Raw genomic sequence first — 18,705 nt, forward strand, 5'->3', positions numbered from 1 at the left:
GGGGTGGCGTGGGGCGACCGTCGGGGTTCGGATGCCGGGAGTGGCGGCCCTTGGCATGGTCGTCACGCTCGTCGTTCACGAGTTGGCCTCCAGGACAGGCGTCGGGGCGACGCCGGTGATGCGTTCACGTCGGGGGTGCGCCGCATCGGCGCGTGCGGGCGTGCCGGGTGCACGACCGAATCTCACTCCGCTGCAGTCTTGCGCCCGGATCGGCCGTCGTTCAAGCCGTTGGTCCCGAGAACGTAAGACAGCACCAGGTGGTTCCAGTTACATGTGCGGCACACCTCGACGACGTAGACGTTGAACTCCTCGAACAGGTTGGCCATCCGGTCCAGCTCTTCGGGTTTGCGCGCCGATCCGGACGCGTGCTTGAGAGCGTCGCCGAACACCCAGGAGACCTGGGTCAGCTCTTCCTTCCTGCACACGGGGCAGGTGGTGTCGCTGGGTTCACCGTGGAACTTCGCCGCCTGGATCAAGTACGGGTCGGCGTCGCAGACCTCCATCACCCCGACGCGGCCAGCGTGCAACTGCGCGAGGAGCGCTCGGCGCTGCAACGCGTAGTCGACCACTTGCCGTTGGGTCCGCACGACCACAGGGTACGTGCCGCCCCAGCGCGCTCCATGCGCCGTTCAGGGCAGGCGGGTATCTCCGCCACCACGTGCGGTGACGCCGAACACCTCTGACCCCGCTCGATGATGAGTCGCGATATATCGGCGCGATATACTCCGCCGGGTGCCCCTGCCAGCGCTGGCAGTCCTTATTATTCGCGGCGCCTATTAGACGCTCGTAGGAGGTGCAGATGCTCGAACTCGCGGTGCTCGGGCTCCTGCACAGCTCCTCGATGCACGGGTACGAGCTGCGGAAACAGCTGAACGACACGCTCGGCGTGTTCCGCGCGCTCTCCTGCGGATCGCTGTACCCGACGCTGCGCAGGCTGTGCCGGGCAGGGCTGATCGAAGAGGAATCGGACGCCGAGGAGTCCAAGGCGTGGGGCCGCCGCGCCCGCCGCGTGTACCGCATCACCGCCGCCGGTGAGCAGCGCTTCAACGAGCTGGTCGCCGACAGCGGCCCCCGTTCCTGCGAGGACAACGCCTTCGGCGTGCACGTGGTGTTCTTCTCCCGCACGCCCGCCGAGGCGCGCATGCGCATCCTGCTGGCCCGGCGCCGCCGGGTGGAGGAACGCCAGGAGGGGCTGCGCAGCGCGTTGGCCCGTTCCGGCGAATGCCTCGACCGCTACACGCGGGAACTGCACCGGCTACGGCTGGACCACAGCGAGCGCGAGGTTCGCTGGCTGGACGAGATCATCGAGACCGAACGCGGCGAGCAGGCAGCTGCCTCGACGTCCGGGCGGCCCGATGCCGGTGGGTACCCAGATGCGGGTGATCCGCCACCGGCTCACATCAAGCAAGGACACGACAGATGACCAAGAAGGAGGGCCCTGCCATGGGCGGAGATCGTCCCGGTCGCTCGGTGCGAGTGGCGATCGTCGGCGTTGGGAACTGCGCTGCATCGCTGGTGCAGGGTGTGCACTACTACTCCGACGCCGATCCGGACACGAGGGTGCCCGGGTTGATGCACGTCGCCTTCGGCGACTACCACGTCAGCGACGTGAAGTTCGTCGCCGCGTTCGACGTGGACGCCAAGAAGGTCGGCCGGGATCTCTCCGAGGCCATCGTCGCCAGCGAGAACAACACCATCAAGATCGCCGACGTGCCGCCGCTGGGCGTCACCGTGCAGCGCGGGCACACCCACGACGGACTCGGCCGGTTCTACCGGGAGACCATCGAGGAGTCCGACGAGCAGCCGGTCGACGTGGTCCAGGCGCTGCGCGACGCCGAGGTCGACGTCCTGGTGTCCTACCTGCCGGTGGGCTCCGAGGACGCCGACAAGTTCTACGCGCAGTGCGCCATCGACGCGGGCGTGGGCTTCGTCAACGCCCTGCCGGTGTTCATCGCCTCCGACCCGGAGTGGGCCGCCAAGTTCACCGAGGCCGGCGTGCCGATCGTCGGTGACGACATCAAGTCGCAGGTCGGCGCCACCATCACGCACCGCGTGCTGGCCAAGCTGTTCGAGGACCGGGGCGTGCACCTGGACCGCACGATGCAGCTCAACGTCGGCGGCAACATGGACTTCATGAACATGAAGGAGCTGGAGCGCCTGGAGTCGAAGAAGACCTCCAAGACGCAGTCGGTGACTTCGCAGGTCGACCGCGACCTGGGCAAGCGCAACGTGCACATCGGTCCGTCGGACTACGTGCCGTGGCTGGACGACCGCAAGTGGGCCTACATCCGGTTGGAGGGACGCGCCTTCGGCGACGTGCCGCTGAACCTGGAGTACAAGCTCGAGGTGTGGGACTCGCCGAACTCGGCGGGGATCATCATCGACGCGATCCGCGCCGCCAAGATCGCCAAGGACCGCGGCATCGGCGGCCCGATCCTGTCGGCTTCGTCGTACTTCATGAAGTCGCCGCCGGAGCAGTACTCCGACTCCGACGCCTACCAGGCGGTCGAGGACTTCATCGCGGGCGAGGACGAGCGCTGAGCCGTCGCGAAGCGGAAGCGGGGCACCCACCTCACCGTGGGTGCCCCGCTTCGTTCAGCAGGGGTTACTTGACCCACGCGGTACCTCCTTCCCGGTTGACGACCAGGCTCTCGGGGCGATCGAGTTGTCGTCGTGCGTGGCGGTGCCGGAACCTCAGACGCCGCCCGGACCCGGCCGCTAGGCCTGCACCTTCGCGGTGAGCTGCTGTTCCGCGCGGGCCAGGACCGAGTGGACGGAGGCGAAGCCATCGGTGGTCACCCAGGAGACCCGCAGGACGGGGCGGACGCGCTTGCGGCCGATGCGCATCGGCCAGCCGGCCACCTCGCGCGCCTGGGCGGCGATCCGCTCGCCCGTTCCGCTGGGGTGCTCGGCGATCACCGCGAACTCGTCCCCTCCGTAGCGGGCCACGGTGTGCTCGTCCTTGAGGCCTTCGCGCAGCCGCCCGGCCAGCGTCGACAGCAGCTCGTCGCCGCGCTCGAAGCCGTGCGTGGCGTTGAAGTCGGCGAGCCGCTGCACGTCGATGAGCACCAGGGTCGACAGCGTGCCGCGGGAGCGGGACCGGACCAGCGACTGCTGCAGCCGGTCGAGCAGGAGCACGCGACCGGGCAGACCGGTCAGCGGGTCGAGCAGGCCGGAGGAGTGCGAGACGTCGGTGTGCACGGACTGCAGCAGGACGAGCACTCGCCTGCGACCCTGCACGGTGACGGCGTGGTAGTCCGCCCAGATGCGGCTCTCGGTGCGACCGCTGATGATGACGAGCGGGATGGACAGCGGGCAGCCCGCGCGCAGCACCTGACCGGCCAGGTCGGCCCAGTCCGGCATGGACGCGCCGGTGTCGTCGCGGACCTCCCAGTCGCGGGGACGGGTTCCGGTCAGCAGATCGGCCCGGTCGAGCTGCATCAGCTCGGCGGCGACGTCGTTGGTGGCCAGCACCTGGCCGCGGTCATCGGTCAGCAGCACCCCGACGTTCAGCCCGCTGACGAGCTCGTCCCACACGGGTGCCAGCTGGGCCGCAGCCACGTCAAGGACACTCATTCGGCCCCCTCCCTCCCCACCAAACGGAGCAGTCCGTCTGAGCCTCCCCTTGTGGTGGGTCGCATTTCAAGAGCGAAGCGACCACCCGTAATGGTGGTTTCACGCTCCGCTTATAACGCTGCGTCAGGGGCTTGACCACACCTTCCCCACGAGTCACCTCGATGATCGAATTTTGATCATTCGTGCAGGTGAAACACGATCGAGAAGGCCTGTGCGAAACGCCTCGCGGGCACTACCGATAGAGAGTGCGTCACGAACGGGCTTCCGCCCGACGCCGAGCGTCCGACTGCGCCGAGGCCATCTCTACCCTTGAGCGGCAGTGGTAGCCGAGAGGATGGTGCATGCCAATGCCCGGAACCGCGGATCTGGTTCCGCTGGCCGAGCGAATGCGTGGTCACAGGTCGTTGCTGGCCGTCATCGCGATCGCCGAGCTGATCGCCATCGTGGTGGTCTCGACGGTCAACACCCACGACCACATCGACGGCGAGGTCTACCGGCAGGGCGCCCAAGCGCTGCTGGGAGGTCGCGATCTCTACCACAACCTGCCGCCCACCGAGTCCGGTCTGAAGCTGCCGTTCATCTACCCGCCGTTCGCGGCGATCGTGTTCGCGCCGCTCGCGCTGGTGCCCAAGGCGGCGTCCACCGCGGTGATCATGCTGGTCAGCCACCTGGCGCTGCTGACCACGCTGTACGTGGTCCTGCGGGAGTCGACGTTCCTGCAGGCCCACCGGGACCGGGTGCTGATGGTGACCGCGGCCGTGCTGCCGATCGCGACGATCAGCGAACCGATCATGGAGACGATCACCTACGCGCAGATCAACATCGTGCTGATGGCGCTGGTGGTGGTGGACCTGCTGTGGCGGGTGGAGGGCACCAAGAAGCTGCCCTACCCGCGCGGCCTGCTGATCGGCATCGCCGCGGGCATCAAGCTCACGCCGCTGGTGTTCCTGCTCCTGCCGCTGCTGCGACGGGACTTCCGGACGATCGCGGTGTCGCTGCTGACCTTCGTCGCCACGGCCCTCGTCGGCCTGCTGATCACCTTCGACAACGCCCGCCGGTTCTGGCTGCACGAGATGTTCGCCAACAGCCACGTCAACTTCGGGCCGAAGTTCACCGGTGACGCCTCGACCTACGCGGGCAACCAGTCGCTGAAGTCGCTGCTGTCGAAGCTCAGCGCGCCGAACCTGACGCTCGTGCTGGGCCTGCTCGCGGTGCTCGTGCTGGGGCTGGCGGTGCTGGGGATGATCAACGCCGTCCGGCAGCGGGACCTGCCCACCGCCGTGGTGCTCAACGGCGTGCTCGGTCTGCTGCTCTCGCCGATCTCCTGGTCGCACCACTGGGTCTGGGCCATCCCCGGGCTGGTGCTGCTGGCAGGCGCGGCGTACGTGCGGCGGGACTGGGCGATGCTGCTGATGACGACGCTGATCAGCGGGTTCTTCATGATGGGCCCGCACTGGAAGATGCCCCAGGGCAAGGGCCTCGAGCTGACCTGGAACGTCTTCGAGCAGTTCGTGGGCAACTCCTACGTCTACTTCGGCGTCGCCTACCTGGCCTACAACGGCTACCTGTGGTGGCGCGAACGCGACCGGACACCGGTCGACATCCCGCGGTCGGAGGAACCCGCGGTGACCCCCTGACGCGAGAAGGCCCCGTCCGCTTCCAAGTCACAGCGGGCGGGGCCTTCTCGTGCGGCGGGATCAGACGCGGTGCATGACCACGGTCTCGGCGTTGTCGAAGCGGTGCATCAGCTCGGGGCTGATGGCCGGCATCGGCAGGGTGACGTCGGGGGCACCGGCCATGCCGGACAGCAGCGGCAGGTCGGACCGGGACGCGACCATCGTGTGCGCCGGGAGGACGGTCTCCTCCAGCGCGGCGGTGATCCGGCTGGGCGTCGGAGCCGAGGTCTGGCCGTTCTGCAGCGCGTTGAGCTCGCCGAAGCCCGGGATCGGGGCGGACAGGCCGGGACCGCTGCGCTCGACCGTGCCGGGCACCTTGGACAGCTCCAGCAGCGACAGGCCGGACAGCGGCGGCACCTCGGTGGCCGGGGCCTGCCGCTCGCCCGGCACGTGCAGCGGCACGAACTCCACCGGCGCGGCCGGCGGAGCGGGCGGTTCGGCCAGGGCCGCGGACAGCACCAGCGGCGGCACGGTGCGCAGGTCGCTGCGCAGTCCGCCCACGTCGGCGGAGGTCAGGTCGACCGAGTCGGTGGCCAGCAGGCCGCCGGTCTCCACAGGGGCCTCCTCGCGCGAGGCCAGGGCGCCTTCGTAGAGCTCCATGATCCCGTTGGCCGGGGCGAAGCCGTCGAAGTAGACGAGGTCGTCGTGCGGGATGACCAGCTCGGCGGTCTGCGGTCCGCTGTCGGGGACCCGGTCGCGGACGACGTCACCGATGGGCGCGGACCAGCTCAGCGAGCGGTGGAAGCCCTCGGCCGGGGTGGTCGGCGCGCTGCCCTGCGGCGAGCGGCGCAGGTCGAGCGGCGTGGCCTCGGACGGGTCGGCCGCCCAGCCGGCCAGCTTCAGCGGCGAGTCCTGGAACCGCAGCGCCGGGATCTCGCGCGTCAGCTCGTTGGCGGACTCGTCGAGCTGGCCGCGGCGGGATTCGACCACCGGGCTGTTGTGCTGCGCACCCTCTGCGAACAGGTCCCCGGCCAGGCAACGGCCGAGCGGCGCAGTGTCGTCGAGCGCGGGCGGGAACACCGACTCTCCCAACGGCATCGGACGCTGTTGACAGGCATCCCCGGCGGAAGCGACCCCCGTACCGACGGCCAGCATGCCACCAGTGACCAGCGCGGTCTGAACGCCGCGCTTCGCCCAAGTCTGCATGGATCTTCTCCTTAACCAGGCTCCCCGCGTTCCGGGGGAAAATCAACTTCGAACGCCGCACCGTCATCAGAAATTGATCATGTGATCGGGTCGGCGGTGGACTCAGATCGCGAAGTCGCCGGCACGCGCGTTCGCCACGCTGCGAATCGCTGCCGGTCGGCGGGTCAGTCAGGGGTCGCGCCGGGGCGAGGGGACGGCACCCCTCGCAGCACCTCGGCGCGGTCCTGCGCGCAGGCGTCCGGACGCGCTCCGTCGGCGAGCGGTGCCGCCGGGTACCGGCCGGGGAGGCCGGTACCCGGTTGCTGGCCGTCCGCCGTCTTGGCGCAGCCGGTCGACGCGGGCAGTGCGGTGTTCACGGCCGGGCGTTCCGGCTCGGGGGTGTTCGGGGTGACCGGAACGGGTTGTCCGGCCACCCGGACCGAAGCGTCCACCTGCGGGGATGCCGTGGACGGCTCGGGGTCGGGGGTGTTCGCGGCCGCCGGTGGCCGCGGGCCGTCCGCCTGCCGGTCCGGCCCGTCGGCGGGCTCGACCGGCGATGCCGCGGGCTCGATGCCCTGCGGCGTCCGGGCGGGTTCGGTGGTCGCGTCGTCGTTGCCGCCGGGGAGGAGTTGTCCGACCGGTTCGTCGGGCACCAGGGCCAGCGGGTCCAGGTCGTCGAGCGGGAACGAAGCGGGGTCCGCCTGTCGCACGTTCTCCAGCGCGGTCGCCGGGAGGTCCGCGGCGTCGCCGGTGAGCGCGGCGGCCTCGGACAGCACCGGAGCTTCGGCGAGCGCGTCCGTCGGCGTCCCGGATTCGGCTTCCGCGGGCTGACCGACCAGCAAGGCCGCGGAGGTTCCGGCGACCGCGGTGCCCGCCAGGACCAGGGCACGGCCCAGCAACCGCCGTCCGGCGGTCTGCGTCGTACGGTCACGGACGGACATCGCGGTGCCAGAACCTCCTCGGCCTGCTGTTGCTCCCCCACGGAGCTTCGTCCTCCCTCGCGACCGGAACTCTGTCAAAACAAGGTCGTCTTCCGTAAGCGCAGAGAAGCCAGTTCGCTACATCGTGTTACAGACTTCGACTTGCCGATCCGCCCGAACCGGACATCCCGCCCCCCACAGGCCTCCCCGGGGCGAACCCGATCACGGCGGTATTCGGGGTCCGGATCACGGCGGTGGTCCGTTCGAACCCGGAACACCGCCGTGATCAGGTGCCGGAGCACGGCCGTGATCCGGGTCGACCCGGCCCGGTCGGGGGTGGAGGTTCGTGGGGGTGCCCGTTGTGGGGATGCGGGGTCGAGATCGGGGATACGGTTGCGGTGTGAGCGACCTGAAGATCAGCAATCCCGACGACGCCTCGACGGCGATCCCCCGGGTTCTGCGGGTTTCCGCGGCGGTGAGCTGGCGCATGCTGGTGATCGCCGCCGCCTTGTACGTGACGGGCATGATCATCACGCGGATCTACGTGGTCGTGATCCCGGTGGCGATCGCGCTGCTGCTGGCCGCGCTGCTGGCACCGCTGGTGTCCTGGGTGGCGGGGCGCAAGGTGCCCCGGGCGCTGGCGACGGCGATGGTGCTGGTCGGCGGTCTCGCGGTGGTCGGCGGTGTGCTGACCTTCGTCGTCAACGCCTTCATCAACGGCTTCCCGGACCTGCAGCGCCAGGTCGTGGCCAGCCTCGAAGCGATGCGGCAGTGGCTGGCGGTCTCGCCGCTGCACCTCAACGACGACCAGATCGCCAACTACATCCAGCAGGCGCGTGACTGGTTGCAGTCCAACCAGGCGGTCCTGACCAGCGGCGCGCTGTCCACCGCGAGCACGTTCGGCAACCTGCTGACCGGGATCGTGCTGGCGCTGTTCACGCTCATCTACTTCCTCTACGACGGCCGCCGCGTGTGGCTGTTCGTGGTCCGCCTGGCGCCGCGCCAGGTCCGGCACCGGGTGGACAACGCGGGGATCGCCGGGTTCACGTCGCTGGTCGGCTTCGTGCGCGCGACCGCGCTGGTCGCGGTGGTGGACGCGCTCGGCATCGGCCTGGGCCTGGTGATCCTGGGCGTTCCGCTGGCGATCCCGCTGGCCGCGCTGGTGTTCCTCGGCGGGTTCGTGCCGATCGTGGGTGCGGTCGCCTCGGGTGCGGTCGCGGTGCTGGTCGCGCTGGTGACCAAGGGCTGGGTCGTGGCGCTGATCGTGGTCGGCATGGTGCTGCTGGTCCAGCAGCTGGAGGGCAACGTGCTCCAGCCGCTGATCCTCGGCCGCGCGGTGCAGATCCACGCGCTGGGCGTCGTGCTGGCGATCAGCATCGGCGTGGTCATCAACGGCATCGTCGGCGCGCTGCTGGCGATCCCGCTGGTCGCGGTGCTCAACTCCGCGATCCGGGAGTTGATCGCAGCCGAGGAGGAGCTACCGGACACCACCGGCATCCCCCTGGAACCCTCAGCACCCGCCGACGCCGAGCCCGCGGAGGAGAAGCCCGCGGAAGACGAACCGGGGGACGACGAGAAGAAGGACTGAGGGTCGGCGGCGGAGACCGCGTCAGGCGACGGTGACGACGTTGCGGCCGGCTGCTTTGGCGGCGAGCATCGCGGCGTCGGCGGCCACCAGGAGGTCGGTGAGCTCGTAGTCGAACCGGCCGGTGGTCGCCACGCCGATGCTCACCGTCAGGCCGGTGAGCTCCCGCTGGTCGCCGTGGATGTCCCGGGTGTCCACCGACAGCGCGGACGTGGACACCCGGATCCGGTCGGCGACCCGGTAGGCCGTCTCGCCCTGGGTTCCGGGCAGCAGCACCACGAACTCCTCGCCGCCGAATCGACCGACCAGGTCCTCGCTGCGGACGTTCTCCTGCAGCATCTTCGCGAACTTGGCCAGCACCGTGTCGCCGGCCAGGTGGCCGAGCTCGTCGTTGACCCGCTTGAAGCGGTCCAGGTCCAGCAGCAGCAGGGCGACCGGCTGCTGCCGCTGACGGGCGCGCATCAGCTCCACGCGCGCGATGCGCTCCCAGTGCGAGGAGTTGGCCAGGCCGGTCTTGCCGTCGTTCTGGGCGGTCCGCCGCCACTGCGGCAGCTGGCTGGCCAGGTCCAGCAGGACCATCGGGGGACCGGCGAGCAGCGCGGCCAGCGGCTCCTGCGACATCGCGACCGCGAGCAGTCCGCCGAGGCTCGCCGCGACGATGCCCAGCAGCACGTCGATCGGCTCACCCAGCACTGTGGAGCGCGGTGCTCCGGGCGTGCGCAACCGGATCCCGCCCGCGACCACCGAGGCGCGCACCACCAGCAGCACCACGCCGACGGCGAAGAAGTTCACCGCCGTCCACACCGGCTCGTTCCACCCGGCGACCAGCCGCGCGGCGAACGTGGCGACGGTGGTGGCCGCGGTCGTGAACAGCCAGCGGTGCGCTTCCGGCCGGTCGTGCAGGACGCCGTGCAGCGTGGGTCCGAGCAGCAGCAGGACCAGGAGGTTGGTTGGCAGCAGCAGGATTCCGGCCGCCAGGTAGACGATGTGCAGCGTCCACGGGTTGCGCCGGATCTGCCGCCGGAGGTTGATCGACACGGAGGTGATCACGATGGTCGCGCCGGCGGTCGAGGCGAGCACCGCGAAGTTCAGCAGATCGTCGGAGTCCGGTCGCCGCCCGGTCACGAACACGAGCACGACCAACGCCAGCGCCAGCGCTTGGACCAACAGGACGTAGCCGATCGCAGCAGGGCGCATGCGCCACAACAACCAACCGCCCATTCGGTCACCTCCCGCCCGGAGCCTGGCACAGCGAATGAGCGCACCGAAGCACAACGTGAAAACGGGAACGGCGTTTCGCGGCGAACGCCCCCAACCGGGCGTCGCGGATCGGCGGTTCGGAGCAGTGCGACGCATTTCGCTTTCCCGGCCACGCGATTCCGCAACGGCGCCCTCGTGGGGCAGGATGGGCGCTGGGGAGGAGTTCGAGTTGACCGGTTGGCAAGCATCGCCGACGCCACCTCAGGTGGCCGACGGCCGAACGCCGCTGTGGCGGGGGCACAACGTCTTTCGCGTCGTGACGTTCCTCTACGCCGCGGTCATGTTCTTCGTCTTCTTCGACGCCTACGAGCGGCCGTGGCTGGCGGCGATCTGCCTCAGCTGCATGGCGGTGTGGACGGCCTTCACGGTGTGGCGCTACCGGACCCGAGCCGGGCGCACCAACCGGCTGGTGGCCGCCGACGTCGTGGTGGTCAACGCGCTGTTCCTGCTCAACGAGTTCATCCTCACCGAAGCGCACATGCACTCCTCGAACCCGTCGGTGGTGACGGTCTGGCACTCCACCGGGGTCACCGCGGCGGCGGTGCAGTGGGGGATGAAGGGCGGTGTCACCACCGGAATCCTCGCCGCCGCCGGCAATCTGCTGGTCCGGGGCCGCACCGGATCGGACATGGCGCTGGACACGCTGCTGCTGGTCGGCGTGGGTCTGGTGATCGGCCTGAACTCCGACACCGCGCGCCGCTCCACCGAACGGCTCGCGCAGGCGCTGCGAGCCGAAGCCGCCACGGCGGAACGGGAACGGCTCGCCCGGTCCATCCACGACAGCGTGCTGCAAGTGCTGGCGCGGGTCCGCAGGCGCGGCGCGGAGCTCGGCGGCGAGGCGGCCGAACTGGCGGAACTGGCCGGGGAGCAGGAGATCAAGCTGCGCTCCCTGATCGCCACGAATCCGGAGACCACAGAGGACGGTGAGACCGATCTCGCGGCCCGCCTGCAGGTGTTCCGCACCGCGCGGGTGCACGTGTCGGTGCCGGGCAACCCCGTCCGGTTGAGCGAGCAGCTCAGCGCCGACCTCGCGGCGGTGGTCCGGGAAGCGCTGGCCAACGTCGACAAGCACGCGGGCGCTCAGGCCCAGGCCTGGGTGCTGCTGGAGGAGCTGCCGGACGAGGTGGTGCTCAGCGTCCGCGACGACGGACCGGGCATCCCCGAAGGGCGGTTGGACGAGGCTGCCGCCGAAGGGCGGATGGGGATTGCGAAATCCATCCAGGGTCGGGTCGCCGCGCTGGGTGGGAAGATCAGTCTCGACACCGCGCCGGGCGAGGGCACCGAGTGGGAGGTCCGGGTCCCGCGCGTTCCGGAGTTGAAACGCCGCCGAGGAGGACAGCGATGAGCGAACCGCCGGTCACCGTGATGGTCGTCGACGACCACCCGATGTGGCGGGACGGGGTCGCGCGCGATTTGAGCGAGCGCGGTTTCGACGTCCGCGCCACCGCGAGCGATGCCGCGTCGGCGTTGCGCATCGCGCGGACGGTGACGCCGGACGTGGTGCTGATGGACCTCAACCTCGGCGACACCTCGGGCGTTCAGGCGACGCTGCAGATCACCCAGGAGATCCCCGGCACCCGGGTGCTGGTGCTGTCGGCCAGCGGTGAGCACGCCGACGTGCTGGAGGCGGTGAAGGCCGGCGCTTCGGGCTACCTGGTCAAGTCCGCCTCGGCGGAGGAGCTGGTGGACGCGGTCCGCCGCACCGCCGCGGGCGACGCGGTGTTCACAGCGGGCCTGGCGGGGCTGGTGCTCGGCGAGTACCGGCGGATGGCGATCACGCCCGATTCCGAGCACCAGGCGCCGCAGCTCACCGAGCGCGAGACCGAGGTGCTGCGGCTGGTCGCCAAGGGCATGACGGCCCGGCAGATCGCGAACAAGCTGGTGATCTCCCACCGCACGGTCGAGAACCACGTCCAGTCGACGCTGCGCAAGCTCCAGCTCCACAACCGCGTGGAGCTGGCCCGCTACGCCATCGAGCACGGCCTCGACCAGGACGGCGAGCCCGAAGAGGAGAGCTGACCTCAGCCCCCAGGAGCCGTTCGAGAGATCAGGAGTGAGCGGCGGAACCGCTGGGGTTCCGCCGCTCGCTCCGCCACGCAGAGCGATTCCTCTGAACGGCCCCCTAGGCCAGGGTCGTCTTGGTCGTCTGCCTCGCCGCGGCCGCGCTCGGTGCTTCCAGCGCGGCTTCGGCGGCCTTGCGGAACGTGGCGTGCGGGTGCTGGGCGAGCGCGGCGCCGACGGCCTGGACGGCCGAGGCGTTCATGGACAAGCTGGTGACGCCCAGACCCGCGAGGACCCCGGCCAGGTGCGGGTCGGAGGCGGCCTCACCGCAGACACCTACCGATTTGTCGACTTGTCGACCTGCCTGCCCGACCATCGCGATGAGCCGCAGCAGCGCGGGCTGCCACGGGTCGTTGAGGCCGGCGAGCGCCCCGACCATGCGGTCGGCGGCGAAGACGTACTGGGCCAGGTCGTTGGTGCCGATGCTGACGAAGTCCACCGCCTGCAGGATCTCCGCCGCGGACAGCGCCGCTGCCGGGACCTCGATCATCACGCCGACTCGATCGATCCCGTTGGCGCGAGCGCGTTCGGCGAACCAACCGGCCTCGTCCGCCGTGGCGACCATCGGCGCCATCACCGACACCTCGGCACCGGAGTCCTGCGCGGCACCGGCGATCGCTTCGAGCTGGGAGTCCAGCAGGTCGGGCCGGTCGAAGGCCACTCGCAGGCCGCGCACGCCCAGCGCCGGGTTCGGCTCGGCGCCCATGTCGAGGAACGACAGCGGCTTGTCGGCACCGGCGTCGAGGGTCCGCACGATCACGGGCTTGCCGGCGAACGGCGTGAGCACCTCGGCGTAGGCGGAGCGCTGGGTGGCGACGTCGGGTTCGACGTCGGCGCCGAGGTAGCAGAACTCGGTGCGGAACAGGCCGACTCCCTGCGCCCCGACCGCGACCGCGGTGGTGGAGTCGGTGGCCGACCCGACGTTGGCGAGCACCTTGACGGGCACCCCGTCGGAGGTCTGGCCGACGCCGTTCCAGTCGGCGTGCTCGGGTCGCTCGGCGACGCGCACGGCCACCTCGGCGTCGGAGAGCTCGACATCGCCCTCGTCCCCGTCGACGGTCGCTCCGGCGCCGGAGGCGGCCAGCACCCCGCGCACCGCGACGACCGCCGGGATCCCCAGCGCACGCGCGAGGATCGCGGTGTGGCTGGTGGGCCCGCCCTCTTCGGTGACCAGCGCGAGCACCAGCTTCGGATCCAGGTCGGCGGTGTCGGCGGGCGCGAGGTCGCGCGCCACCAGCACGCTCGGGGCGGAGAGCTCGGGAACGCCGGGCGGGGTGACGCCGTCGATCTCGGCGATGATCCGGTCGCGCACGTCGTGGACGTCGCGGGCTCGCTCGGCCATGTAGCCACCGGCGGCGCGCAGCGCGTCGGCGAAACCGTTGGCGGCTTCGTAGACGGCGCGGACGGCGGGCAGCGACCGGGTGGTGACGAGCTGCTCGGCCTGCGAGATCAGGGCCGGGTCCATGGCCATGGCAGCGGTGGTCTCCAGCACCGCCTTGGCGTCACCGCCGACCCTGGCGGCGCGCTGGAACAGCCCCTCGGCCACCGCGTCGGCGGCGGGGCGAATCCGCGCGGCCTCGGCGACCTGGTCGGCCGGGGAGGGCGTGGCGGCGGGCTCGGGCAGCGGTTCGGCGACCCGGACGATCGGCCCGGCGGCGCGGCCGGAGCTGACTCCGACACCAGTCAAACGCGACATGGTCTAGACCATACCTTTCCGAGTTGCACAGCAGAAGCGCTCGGCGCGGATACGACACACACGAGAACGCACCGCTGACGACCAGCGTAAGGACGTGTTCCCCGTTTGGCTTGATCGTGTGAGCCAGCGAGCAGTCCCGCTACTCAACGTGGGTTCCTACGTCACCCGAATGCAGCAGCGGGTGGCATTACTCATAGGTAACAACTGAGTAGCCGTACGGATCCGGCCCGCACCCCTGAAATCGCAGGCTAGAGCCATGACATTCACCGCGACGATCACCGAATCGAAACTCGACGTCGACCGGCTCGCCGAACAGCTCGCCGCCTTCGCGAGCTTCTTCGCGGCCCAGCCCAAACCGGCCGACGACGATCGTGAAACCGACCCCCGCGCCGAAATCCCCGGCCGGGTGGATCCTGTTCCAGGAGAACCGGTCGACACCAGTCACCACGACGCGTCCCAGTCCCCGGTCGCTTCGACCGGGGCACCCGGAGAACACGATCTGCGGAAATCCCGCAAAAGATCGAACAAAAGGCGCGATTGAAGCCCCCACCAGGGACAACACCGTGAATCACGAAAATCGTGTGCTCTCGGACACAAATGATTATTCCGCCTTTGATCCACCGTTCGAGCGAATTCAGGGGTCAAGGTGGATCTTTCCCCGGGGAGTTGCCGTCAAACTGAACAGGTTGTCGCTCGTCGGTATTCGCGCCATCGACGATCACAACCTGCTGTGGGCCGGCCGCAACGCCCCCCGTGCGGTCGGCCCTCAGCTCGAAACTCAGGCGGGCAGCAGGTGCGGGGCGTGCTCGGTCACCGCGGCGACGACCTCGCGGGTCGACGGGTTGACCGCCTTCCAGTCCCCGATCACCACGGTCGGCACGGTCTCGTTGCCGTCGGCGATGGAGCGCACGACGCCCGCCGCCTCCGGGTCCTGCCAGATGTCGACCTCGGTGAACTCCAGGCCGGAGCGCTGCAGCCCGGCGCGCAGCGACATGCAGAACGGGCAACCCGGCCTGCTGTAGACGGTGACTTGCTCGGCGGACATCCGACCTCCTGGTTTCCCGCACGGCTCTTCCTGTCGAGCTTGAACAACCGCGGCGCCGAAATCATTCGCACGAGACGCAGCTCATGGCTCGCACGCGCAGCCGACTGTGGAGCCCGGTGGTGACGCCCGTTACGGTCTGACCGACGTCCCACGAGGTGGACGCCATCGGAGCGGACCGAGAGGTTGGGGACATGACGGAGCTGTCACCGCGCGAACGAGCGCGGGCAGCCACCGAGCAGGACATCCGGCGGCACGCTCGGACGCTGCTCGTCGAGCGCGGCAGCGACGCGGTGACGTTGCGCGCGATCGCGCGCGAGCTGGGCATCACCGCGCCCGCCCTCTACCGCTACTACGCCTCCCGCGAAGACCTGCTGCGACAGCTGTGCGACGACATCTGCGCCGACCTCTCCGAGGAGCTGTCGACGGCGTTCGACCCGTCCAGCGAGGACTTCCTGGACCGCACCTTCGCGGTCTGCCGCCGGTTCCGCGCCTGGGCGCTGGCGCACCCGAAGGAGTTCGCGCTGGTCTTCGCCACCCCGAAGGGGCTCTCCCGGCAGCCGGACCGGTTCGCGGGCGTGTTCCTGAGCATCGTCGCCCCGATGATGTCGGAGAACCCCAACGCGGAGGAGAAGGTCAAGGCGCCGGTCGACCTGCCGGACCTGTCGGTGCAGCAGAAGTCGCTGGCCGACGCCTTCTCCCACGAGGGCATCGACATGCCGCCGGAGGCGATGGACGCCGAGGCCGTCTACTTCCTGATGCGCTGGTGGGTGCGCCTCTACGGGCACATCGCGCTGGAGGTCTTCGGCCGCTTCCCGTTCGACCTGTTCCACGCCGATCAGCTCTTCGACGCTGCCCTGCACGAGCTGGCGGCCGAGAGCGGCCTGACCTGATCCTGACTCAGTGTGGTCGGAGGGCCGCCGGGTCCAGGTAGACGTCCACCCTGGGGTGAATGAGCTCAACCGGGGTTTCGACGCGCTTGCGGTGCGCTCCGACGTAGGGCGGCGGCTCCAGCTTCGCCCGCACGCGCGCGGGTCCGACGGGCTTGGGTTCGAGCATCATGAGGCGGAAAAGCTCTGCGATCTCGTGGAAATGAGGCGATCGCGGCTTCAACGACTCGCGCAGCGCCCACACCGTCAGCGCCCCCGGTCCCGAGCCCGCGTGCTGCCCGTGGCCCCCGCGCAACGGGAAGGTCAGAAGGAAAACCGCTGTCACGAAGAGTGTTCCCGCCACCACGAGCCACCCGGGGGACAACTCCAGAAGCATGAATCCGTGAAACATGTTGTGTTAACTCCACTTTCATCAGTCCGATGTGGAGACACTAGCGACCCGTCCGGGGAGCCCCGCAACGGATCCCGGGAGGCCCCGCGAGCGGGAGCGGCCTGGGGGAGAGAGAAGGGGCGCGCGCTGATCATTCTCGGCGGATTGAGTTGATCGGAAACCGGGCATTGTAACTAACGGACGCGGTGATAACTCGAGGTTCATCATATCGGGGAATCCGATGCTCGGAGGTTGTGATTGTGTTGACGAATTCGGTTGCGCCGGTTCGCGGATTTCCGTCGTTCGGAGGAGTACCAGGCGGTCACCCCCGCGTTGTCACTGAGCGCATCTGAATGATGATCAGACGGATACCGCGAATCACGCGGGTGTCGCAATGGCACGCTACCTAGGTCACATCTTCGCTGGTCATACCGCTTGCATCGTCACGATCAGTGTTTGTTTGCGGGGTAAAGCTCTTTCGTTTGTCGCACCGCCACCGTGGTAACTTCGACGATCCCAGCGCTTTCGAATTCATTCACGCACGCTAACGACGGAGCACTCCCAAGTGGACGTGGCATTGTGGGTTGCCCTCGCGGCAATCGTAGTGATTCTGCTGGCCTTCCTGGTTTCCCTGCAGCGCCTCAAGTTCCAGATCCGCCTGCGCGACGAAGAAGCGCACCACTTGGTCACGCGACGCCTCCCAGCGCTGATGGACGCCGAGCGGGGCCTGCCCATCGACGTGCCCGGACCGCTTCGGCCCAACCTCGCCGACACCCCCTTCCACCAGGAGATGCAAACCGCCATCGGCCAGTTCGCCGGGTTCGCCGACGAGACCAGGCAGCGCGCCGACCGCGCCGCCAAGGCCACGCTGATCTCCACCATGCGCGGCGTGCAGAGCCTCGCCAACGAGCAGCAGCTCGCCATCACCGAGATGCAGCACGAGCACGACGACCCCGCCGTGCTCGCCGGCCTGATGAAGATCGACCACGCGAACTCGCAGCTCGTGCGGCGCGCCCAGGCCACCGCCGTGCTGTGCGGGACCTGGCCCGGCCAGCAGCGATCCGCCGCGCCGGTGCTCGACGTCGTGCGCGGGGCGACCTCGCGGATCCGCGACTACCTGCGGATCGAGGCGCACTCCGAGAGCGAGCTGTCGGTGTCCAGCCGGGCCGTGGAACCCGTCGTGCTCGCGCTCGCCGAACTGCTCGACAACGCGGCGCGCTACTCGCAGCCCGCCACGCAGGTCCAGGTGCACTTCCAGCCCGCCCACAACGGTCTGTCCATCGTCGTCGACGACGCCGGGGTCGGCATGAACCCCGAAGCCCGTGAACGCGCGAAAGCGCTGCTCACCGGCCGGGAAGTCGTCGACATCTACAAGCTGGGCGACCCGCCGCAGATCGGGTTCGCGCTCGCCGGCGTGCTCGCCGCGCGCTACGGGTTCAAGGTCTTCGTGGAGGCCGCCTCGCCCTACGGGGGCATGCGCGCGGTGCTGTTCCTGCCCAACGAACTGCTCACCAAGGCCGAAACACCGGCGCCCGCACCTGCGATGAACGAACCGTCCGCTGATCAGCGGACCAGCACGGGCCTGCCGAAGCGGCAGCGCCGCAGCCACGCCGTGCCGGCGCAGTCCGCCGAGCACGGGAACTGGGGAACGGGCACGCCATCGGTGATGGGCGCGTGGCAACGCGGCAGCCTCACCGGTCGCGGGTCCGAGGACGAACCGGACGACGAAAAGGGAACCTCCGCGTCATGAACAGCAACCGACAACACGACCTGGGGTGGATGCTCGACGAGGCTCTGCGGATCCCGGAGGCCAGGCACGCGATCCTGCTGTCCTCCGACGGCCTGCTGATGGCCCACTCCGCGGACATCACCTCCGACGACGCCGAGCGGCACGCCGCCGCCATGTCCGGCCTGCAATCGCTGGCACGGGCCAACTCCGCGTTCTGCGGCTCGACCGAGAACTCCTGGCAGCAGACCATCACCGAGTACGACCACGGCTACGTGTTCCTCGTCGCCGCAGGTCCGCGCGCCTACGTCGCCGCGTCGGCGGGGCACGGCGTGGACGTCGAGACCATGACCCACCGGTTGATGGAACTCGTCCAGCGGCTCGGGAAGGAACTCAGCACCGGTCAACGCGTCGGTGAGTTCGCGTGATGCGCGGTGAGCGCGCCTTAGTCCGGCCGCACGTCGTCACGCGCGGCCGGGCACGACCGTCGCGCAACACCTTCGAGATGGACACCCAGATCTACGCGGTGCGCGAAGCCCCGCCCGGCACGGCCGGTCCCGAGATGCGGCGCGTGCTCCGCCTCTGCAGCGACGGGGCGACGCCCGTCGCCGAAATCGCCGGACACCTCAAGTTGCCGATCAGCGTCACGAAAGTGCTGCTCGGCGACCTGCTGGACAGCGGCCACATCGTCACCCGCAGCGCCCAGCACGACCTGGAAGCACCGGACATCGGGCTGCTGCAGGACGTCCTGGACGGGCTTCGGGCCAGCTTGTAGAGA

Annotated in this window: 19 protein-coding genes; 11 read left to right on the forward strand and 8 right to left on the reverse strand. The window is 69.5% G+C overall.

The features are described from left to right. Positions 1-182 precede the first annotated feature (182 nt). Entirely contained in the window at positions 183-587 is a 405-nt protein-coding gene (locus E1181_RS21630) for a DUF5318 domain-containing protein (RefSeq protein ID WP_207922246.1), read from the reverse strand. Between the two features lie 212 nt (positions 588-799). On the opposite strand from E1181_RS21630, the gene E1181_RS21635 reads away from it, so the two are divergent. Both E1181_RS21635 and E1181_RS21640 read left to right on the forward strand, forming a co-directional pair. Then, positions 800-1,423: a PadR family transcriptional regulator gene (locus E1181_RS21635; protein ID WP_132677477.1), complete on the forward strand. Its 624-nt coding sequence runs from the start codon at positions 800-802 to the stop codon at positions 1,421-1,423. Continuing rightward, positions 1,420-2,541, forward strand: a complete 1,122-nt coding sequence (locus E1181_RS21640) for an inositol-3-phosphate synthase (protein WP_408010364.1) — start codon at positions 1,420-1,422, stop codon at positions 2,539-2,541. Before E1181_RS21635 ends, E1181_RS21640 begins: the two co-directional genes overlap by 4 nt. A 177-nt stretch (positions 2,542-2,718) precedes the next feature. Here E1181_RS21640 and E1181_RS21645 read toward each other — a convergent pair whose 3' ends face one another. After that, positions 2,719-3,576 (reverse strand): sensor domain-containing diguanylate cyclase, encoded by an 858-nt coding sequence (locus E1181_RS21645; RefSeq protein ID WP_132677478.1) that lies wholly within the window; start codon positions 3,574-3,576, stop codon positions 2,719-2,721. A 341-nt stretch (positions 3,577-3,917) separates the two neighbouring features. Between E1181_RS21645 and E1181_RS21650 the strand changes: the two genes are divergently transcribed. Continuing rightward, entirely contained in the window at positions 3,918-5,213 is a 1,296-nt protein-coding gene (locus tag E1181_RS21650; protein WP_132677479.1) for a glycosyltransferase family 87 protein, read from the forward strand. A 60-nt stretch (positions 5,214-5,273) separates the two neighbouring features. Here the strand turns inward: E1181_RS21650 and E1181_RS21655 are convergent, their stop codons facing one another. Then, the gene (locus E1181_RS21655; protein WP_132677480.1) at positions 5,274-6,398 is read right to left on the reverse strand and encodes a hypothetical protein; all 1,125 of its coding nucleotides are present in this window, start codon (positions 6,396-6,398) and stop codon (positions 5,274-5,276) included. A 164-nt stretch (positions 6,399-6,562) separates the two neighbouring features. Then, positions 6,563-7,318 carry a hypothetical protein gene (locus E1181_RS21660; RefSeq protein ID WP_132677481.1) on the reverse strand — a complete coding sequence of 252 codons (756 nt, stop codon included), beginning with the start codon at positions 7,316-7,318 and terminating at the stop codon, positions 6,563-6,565. Positions 7,319-7,697: 379 nt separating this feature from the next. Between E1181_RS21660 and E1181_RS21665 the strand changes: the two genes are divergently transcribed. Beyond that, positions 7,698-8,885 (forward strand): AI-2E family transporter, encoded by a 1,188-nt coding sequence (locus tag E1181_RS21665; protein WP_132677482.1) that lies wholly within the window; start codon positions 7,698-7,700, stop codon positions 8,883-8,885. A gap of 21 nt (positions 8,886-8,906) precedes the next feature. Here the strand turns inward: E1181_RS21665 and E1181_RS21670 are convergent, their stop codons facing one another. Then, a complete protein-coding gene (locus E1181_RS21670; protein WP_132677483.1) occupies positions 8,907-10,103 on the reverse strand; it encodes a GGDEF domain-containing protein in 1,197 nt (398 codons plus the stop codon). A gap of 208 nt (positions 10,104-10,311) precedes the next feature. On the opposite strand from E1181_RS21670, the gene macS reads away from it, so the two are divergent. Further along, entirely contained in the window at positions 10,312-11,487 is a 1,176-nt protein-coding gene (gene macS / locus E1181_RS21675; RefSeq protein WP_268952486.1) for a MacS family sensor histidine kinase, read from the forward strand. Then, a complete protein-coding gene (locus tag E1181_RS21680; protein ID WP_132677485.1) occupies positions 11,484-12,161 on the forward strand; it encodes a response regulator in 678 nt (225 codons plus the stop codon). Before macS ends, E1181_RS21680 begins: the two co-directional genes overlap by 4 nt. A 103-nt stretch (positions 12,162-12,264) precedes the next feature. Here E1181_RS21680 and ptsP read toward each other — a convergent pair whose 3' ends face one another. Beyond that, a complete protein-coding gene (gene ptsP / locus E1181_RS21685; protein ID WP_132677486.1) occupies positions 12,265-13,899 on the reverse strand; it encodes a phosphoenolpyruvate--protein phosphotransferase in 1,635 nt (544 codons plus the stop codon). A 256-nt stretch (positions 13,900-14,155) separates the two neighbouring features. Here ptsP and E1181_RS21690 point away from each other — a divergent pair, with 256 nt between their 5' ends. Further along, positions 14,156-14,440, forward strand: a complete 285-nt coding sequence (locus E1181_RS21690) for a hypothetical protein (protein WP_132677487.1) — start codon at positions 14,156-14,158, stop codon at positions 14,438-14,440. A gap of 237 nt (positions 14,441-14,677) precedes the next feature. Here the strand turns inward: E1181_RS21690 and E1181_RS21695 are convergent, their stop codons facing one another. Then, positions 14,678-14,944, reverse strand: coding sequence for a glutaredoxin family protein (locus E1181_RS21695; RefSeq protein WP_132677488.1), 267 nt, complete (start codon positions 14,942-14,944; stop codon positions 14,678-14,680). Between the two features lie 191 nt (positions 14,945-15,135). Between E1181_RS21695 and E1181_RS21700 the strand changes: the two genes are divergently transcribed. Next, complete coding sequence (locus E1181_RS21700; RefSeq protein ID WP_132677489.1) at positions 15,136-15,834, forward strand: TetR/AcrR family transcriptional regulator; 699 nt, start codon at positions 15,136-15,138, stop codon at positions 15,832-15,834. A gap of 7 nt (positions 15,835-15,841) precedes the next feature. On the opposite strand, the gene E1181_RS21705 is transcribed toward E1181_RS21700, so the two are convergent. Further along, complete coding sequence (locus tag E1181_RS21705; RefSeq protein WP_132677490.1) at positions 15,842-16,156, reverse strand: hypothetical protein; 315 nt, start codon at positions 16,154-16,156, stop codon at positions 15,842-15,844. A gap of 649 nt (positions 16,157-16,805) precedes the next feature. On the opposite strand from E1181_RS21705, the gene E1181_RS21710 reads away from it, so the two are divergent. From E1181_RS21710 to E1181_RS21720, 3 genes are read left to right on the forward strand one after another with little or no spacing between them, the layout of a single operon-like run. Beyond that, a complete protein-coding gene (locus tag E1181_RS21710; protein ID WP_235876935.1) occupies positions 16,806-17,951 on the forward strand; it encodes an ATP-binding protein in 1,146 nt (381 codons plus the stop codon). Beyond that, positions 17,948-18,355, forward strand: a complete 408-nt coding sequence (locus tag E1181_RS21715; protein WP_132677492.1) for a roadblock/LC7 domain-containing protein — start codon at positions 17,948-17,950, stop codon at positions 18,353-18,355. Before E1181_RS21710 ends, E1181_RS21715 begins: the two co-directional genes overlap by 4 nt. Next, entirely contained in the window at positions 18,355-18,702 is a 348-nt protein-coding gene (locus E1181_RS21720; protein WP_132677493.1) for a DUF742 domain-containing protein, read from the forward strand. Before E1181_RS21715 ends, E1181_RS21720 begins: the two co-directional genes overlap by 1 nt. Positions 18,703-18,705: the final 3 nt, after the last annotated feature.

Source organism: Saccharopolyspora terrae (genome assembly GCF_004348435.1).
Taxonomy (GTDB): Bacteria; Actinomycetota; Actinomycetes; order Mycobacteriales; family Pseudonocardiaceae; genus Saccharopolyspora; species Saccharopolyspora endophytica.

Coding starts and splice junctions, on each gene's coding strand:
- E1181_RS21660 (WP_132677481.1), bottom strand. CDS start 7,318: ATGTCCGTCCGTGACCGTACGACGCAGACCGCCGGACGGCGGTTGCTG.
- E1181_RS21670 (WP_132677483.1), bottom strand. CDS start 10,103: ATGGGCGGTTGGTTGTTGTGGCGCATGCGCCCTGCTGCGATCGGCTAC.
- E1181_RS21700 (WP_132677489.1), top strand. CDS start 15,136: ATGACGGAGCTGTCACCGCGCGAACGAGCGCGGGCAGCCACCGAGCAG.
- E1181_RS21655 (WP_132677480.1), bottom strand. CDS start 6,398: ATGCAGACTTGGGCGAAGCGCGGCGTTCAGACCGCGCTGGTCACTGGT.
- ptsP (WP_132677486.1), bottom strand. CDS start 13,899: ATGTCGCGTTTGACTGGTGTCGGAGTCAGCTCCGGCCGCGCCGCCGGG.
- E1181_RS21680 (WP_132677485.1), top strand. CDS start 11,484: ATGAGCGAACCGCCGGTCACCGTGATGGTCGTCGACGACCACCCGATG.
- E1181_RS21720 (WP_132677493.1), top strand. CDS start 18,355: ATGCGCGGTGAGCGCGCCTTAGTCCGGCCGCACGTCGTCACGCGCGGC.
- E1181_RS21690 (WP_132677487.1), top strand. CDS start 14,156: ATGACATTCACCGCGACGATCACCGAATCGAAACTCGACGTCGACCGG.
- E1181_RS21640 (WP_408010364.1), top strand. CDS start 1,420: ATGACCAAGAAGGAGGGCCCTGCCATGGGCGGAGATCGTCCCGGTCGC.
- E1181_RS21635 (WP_132677477.1), top strand. CDS start 800: ATGCTCGAACTCGCGGTGCTCGGGCTCCTGCACAGCTCCTCGATGCAC.
- E1181_RS21695 (WP_132677488.1), bottom strand. CDS start 14,944: ATGTCCGCCGAGCAAGTCACCGTCTACAGCAGGCCGGGTTGCCCGTTC.
- E1181_RS21715 (WP_132677492.1), top strand. CDS start 17,948: ATGAACAGCAACCGACAACACGACCTGGGGTGGATGCTCGACGAGGCT.
- E1181_RS21650 (WP_132677479.1), top strand. CDS start 3,918: ATGCCAATGCCCGGAACCGCGGATCTGGTTCCGCTGGCCGAGCGAATG.
- E1181_RS21645 (WP_132677478.1), bottom strand. CDS start 3,576: ATGAGTGTCCTTGACGTGGCTGCGGCCCAGCTGGCACCCGTGTGGGAC.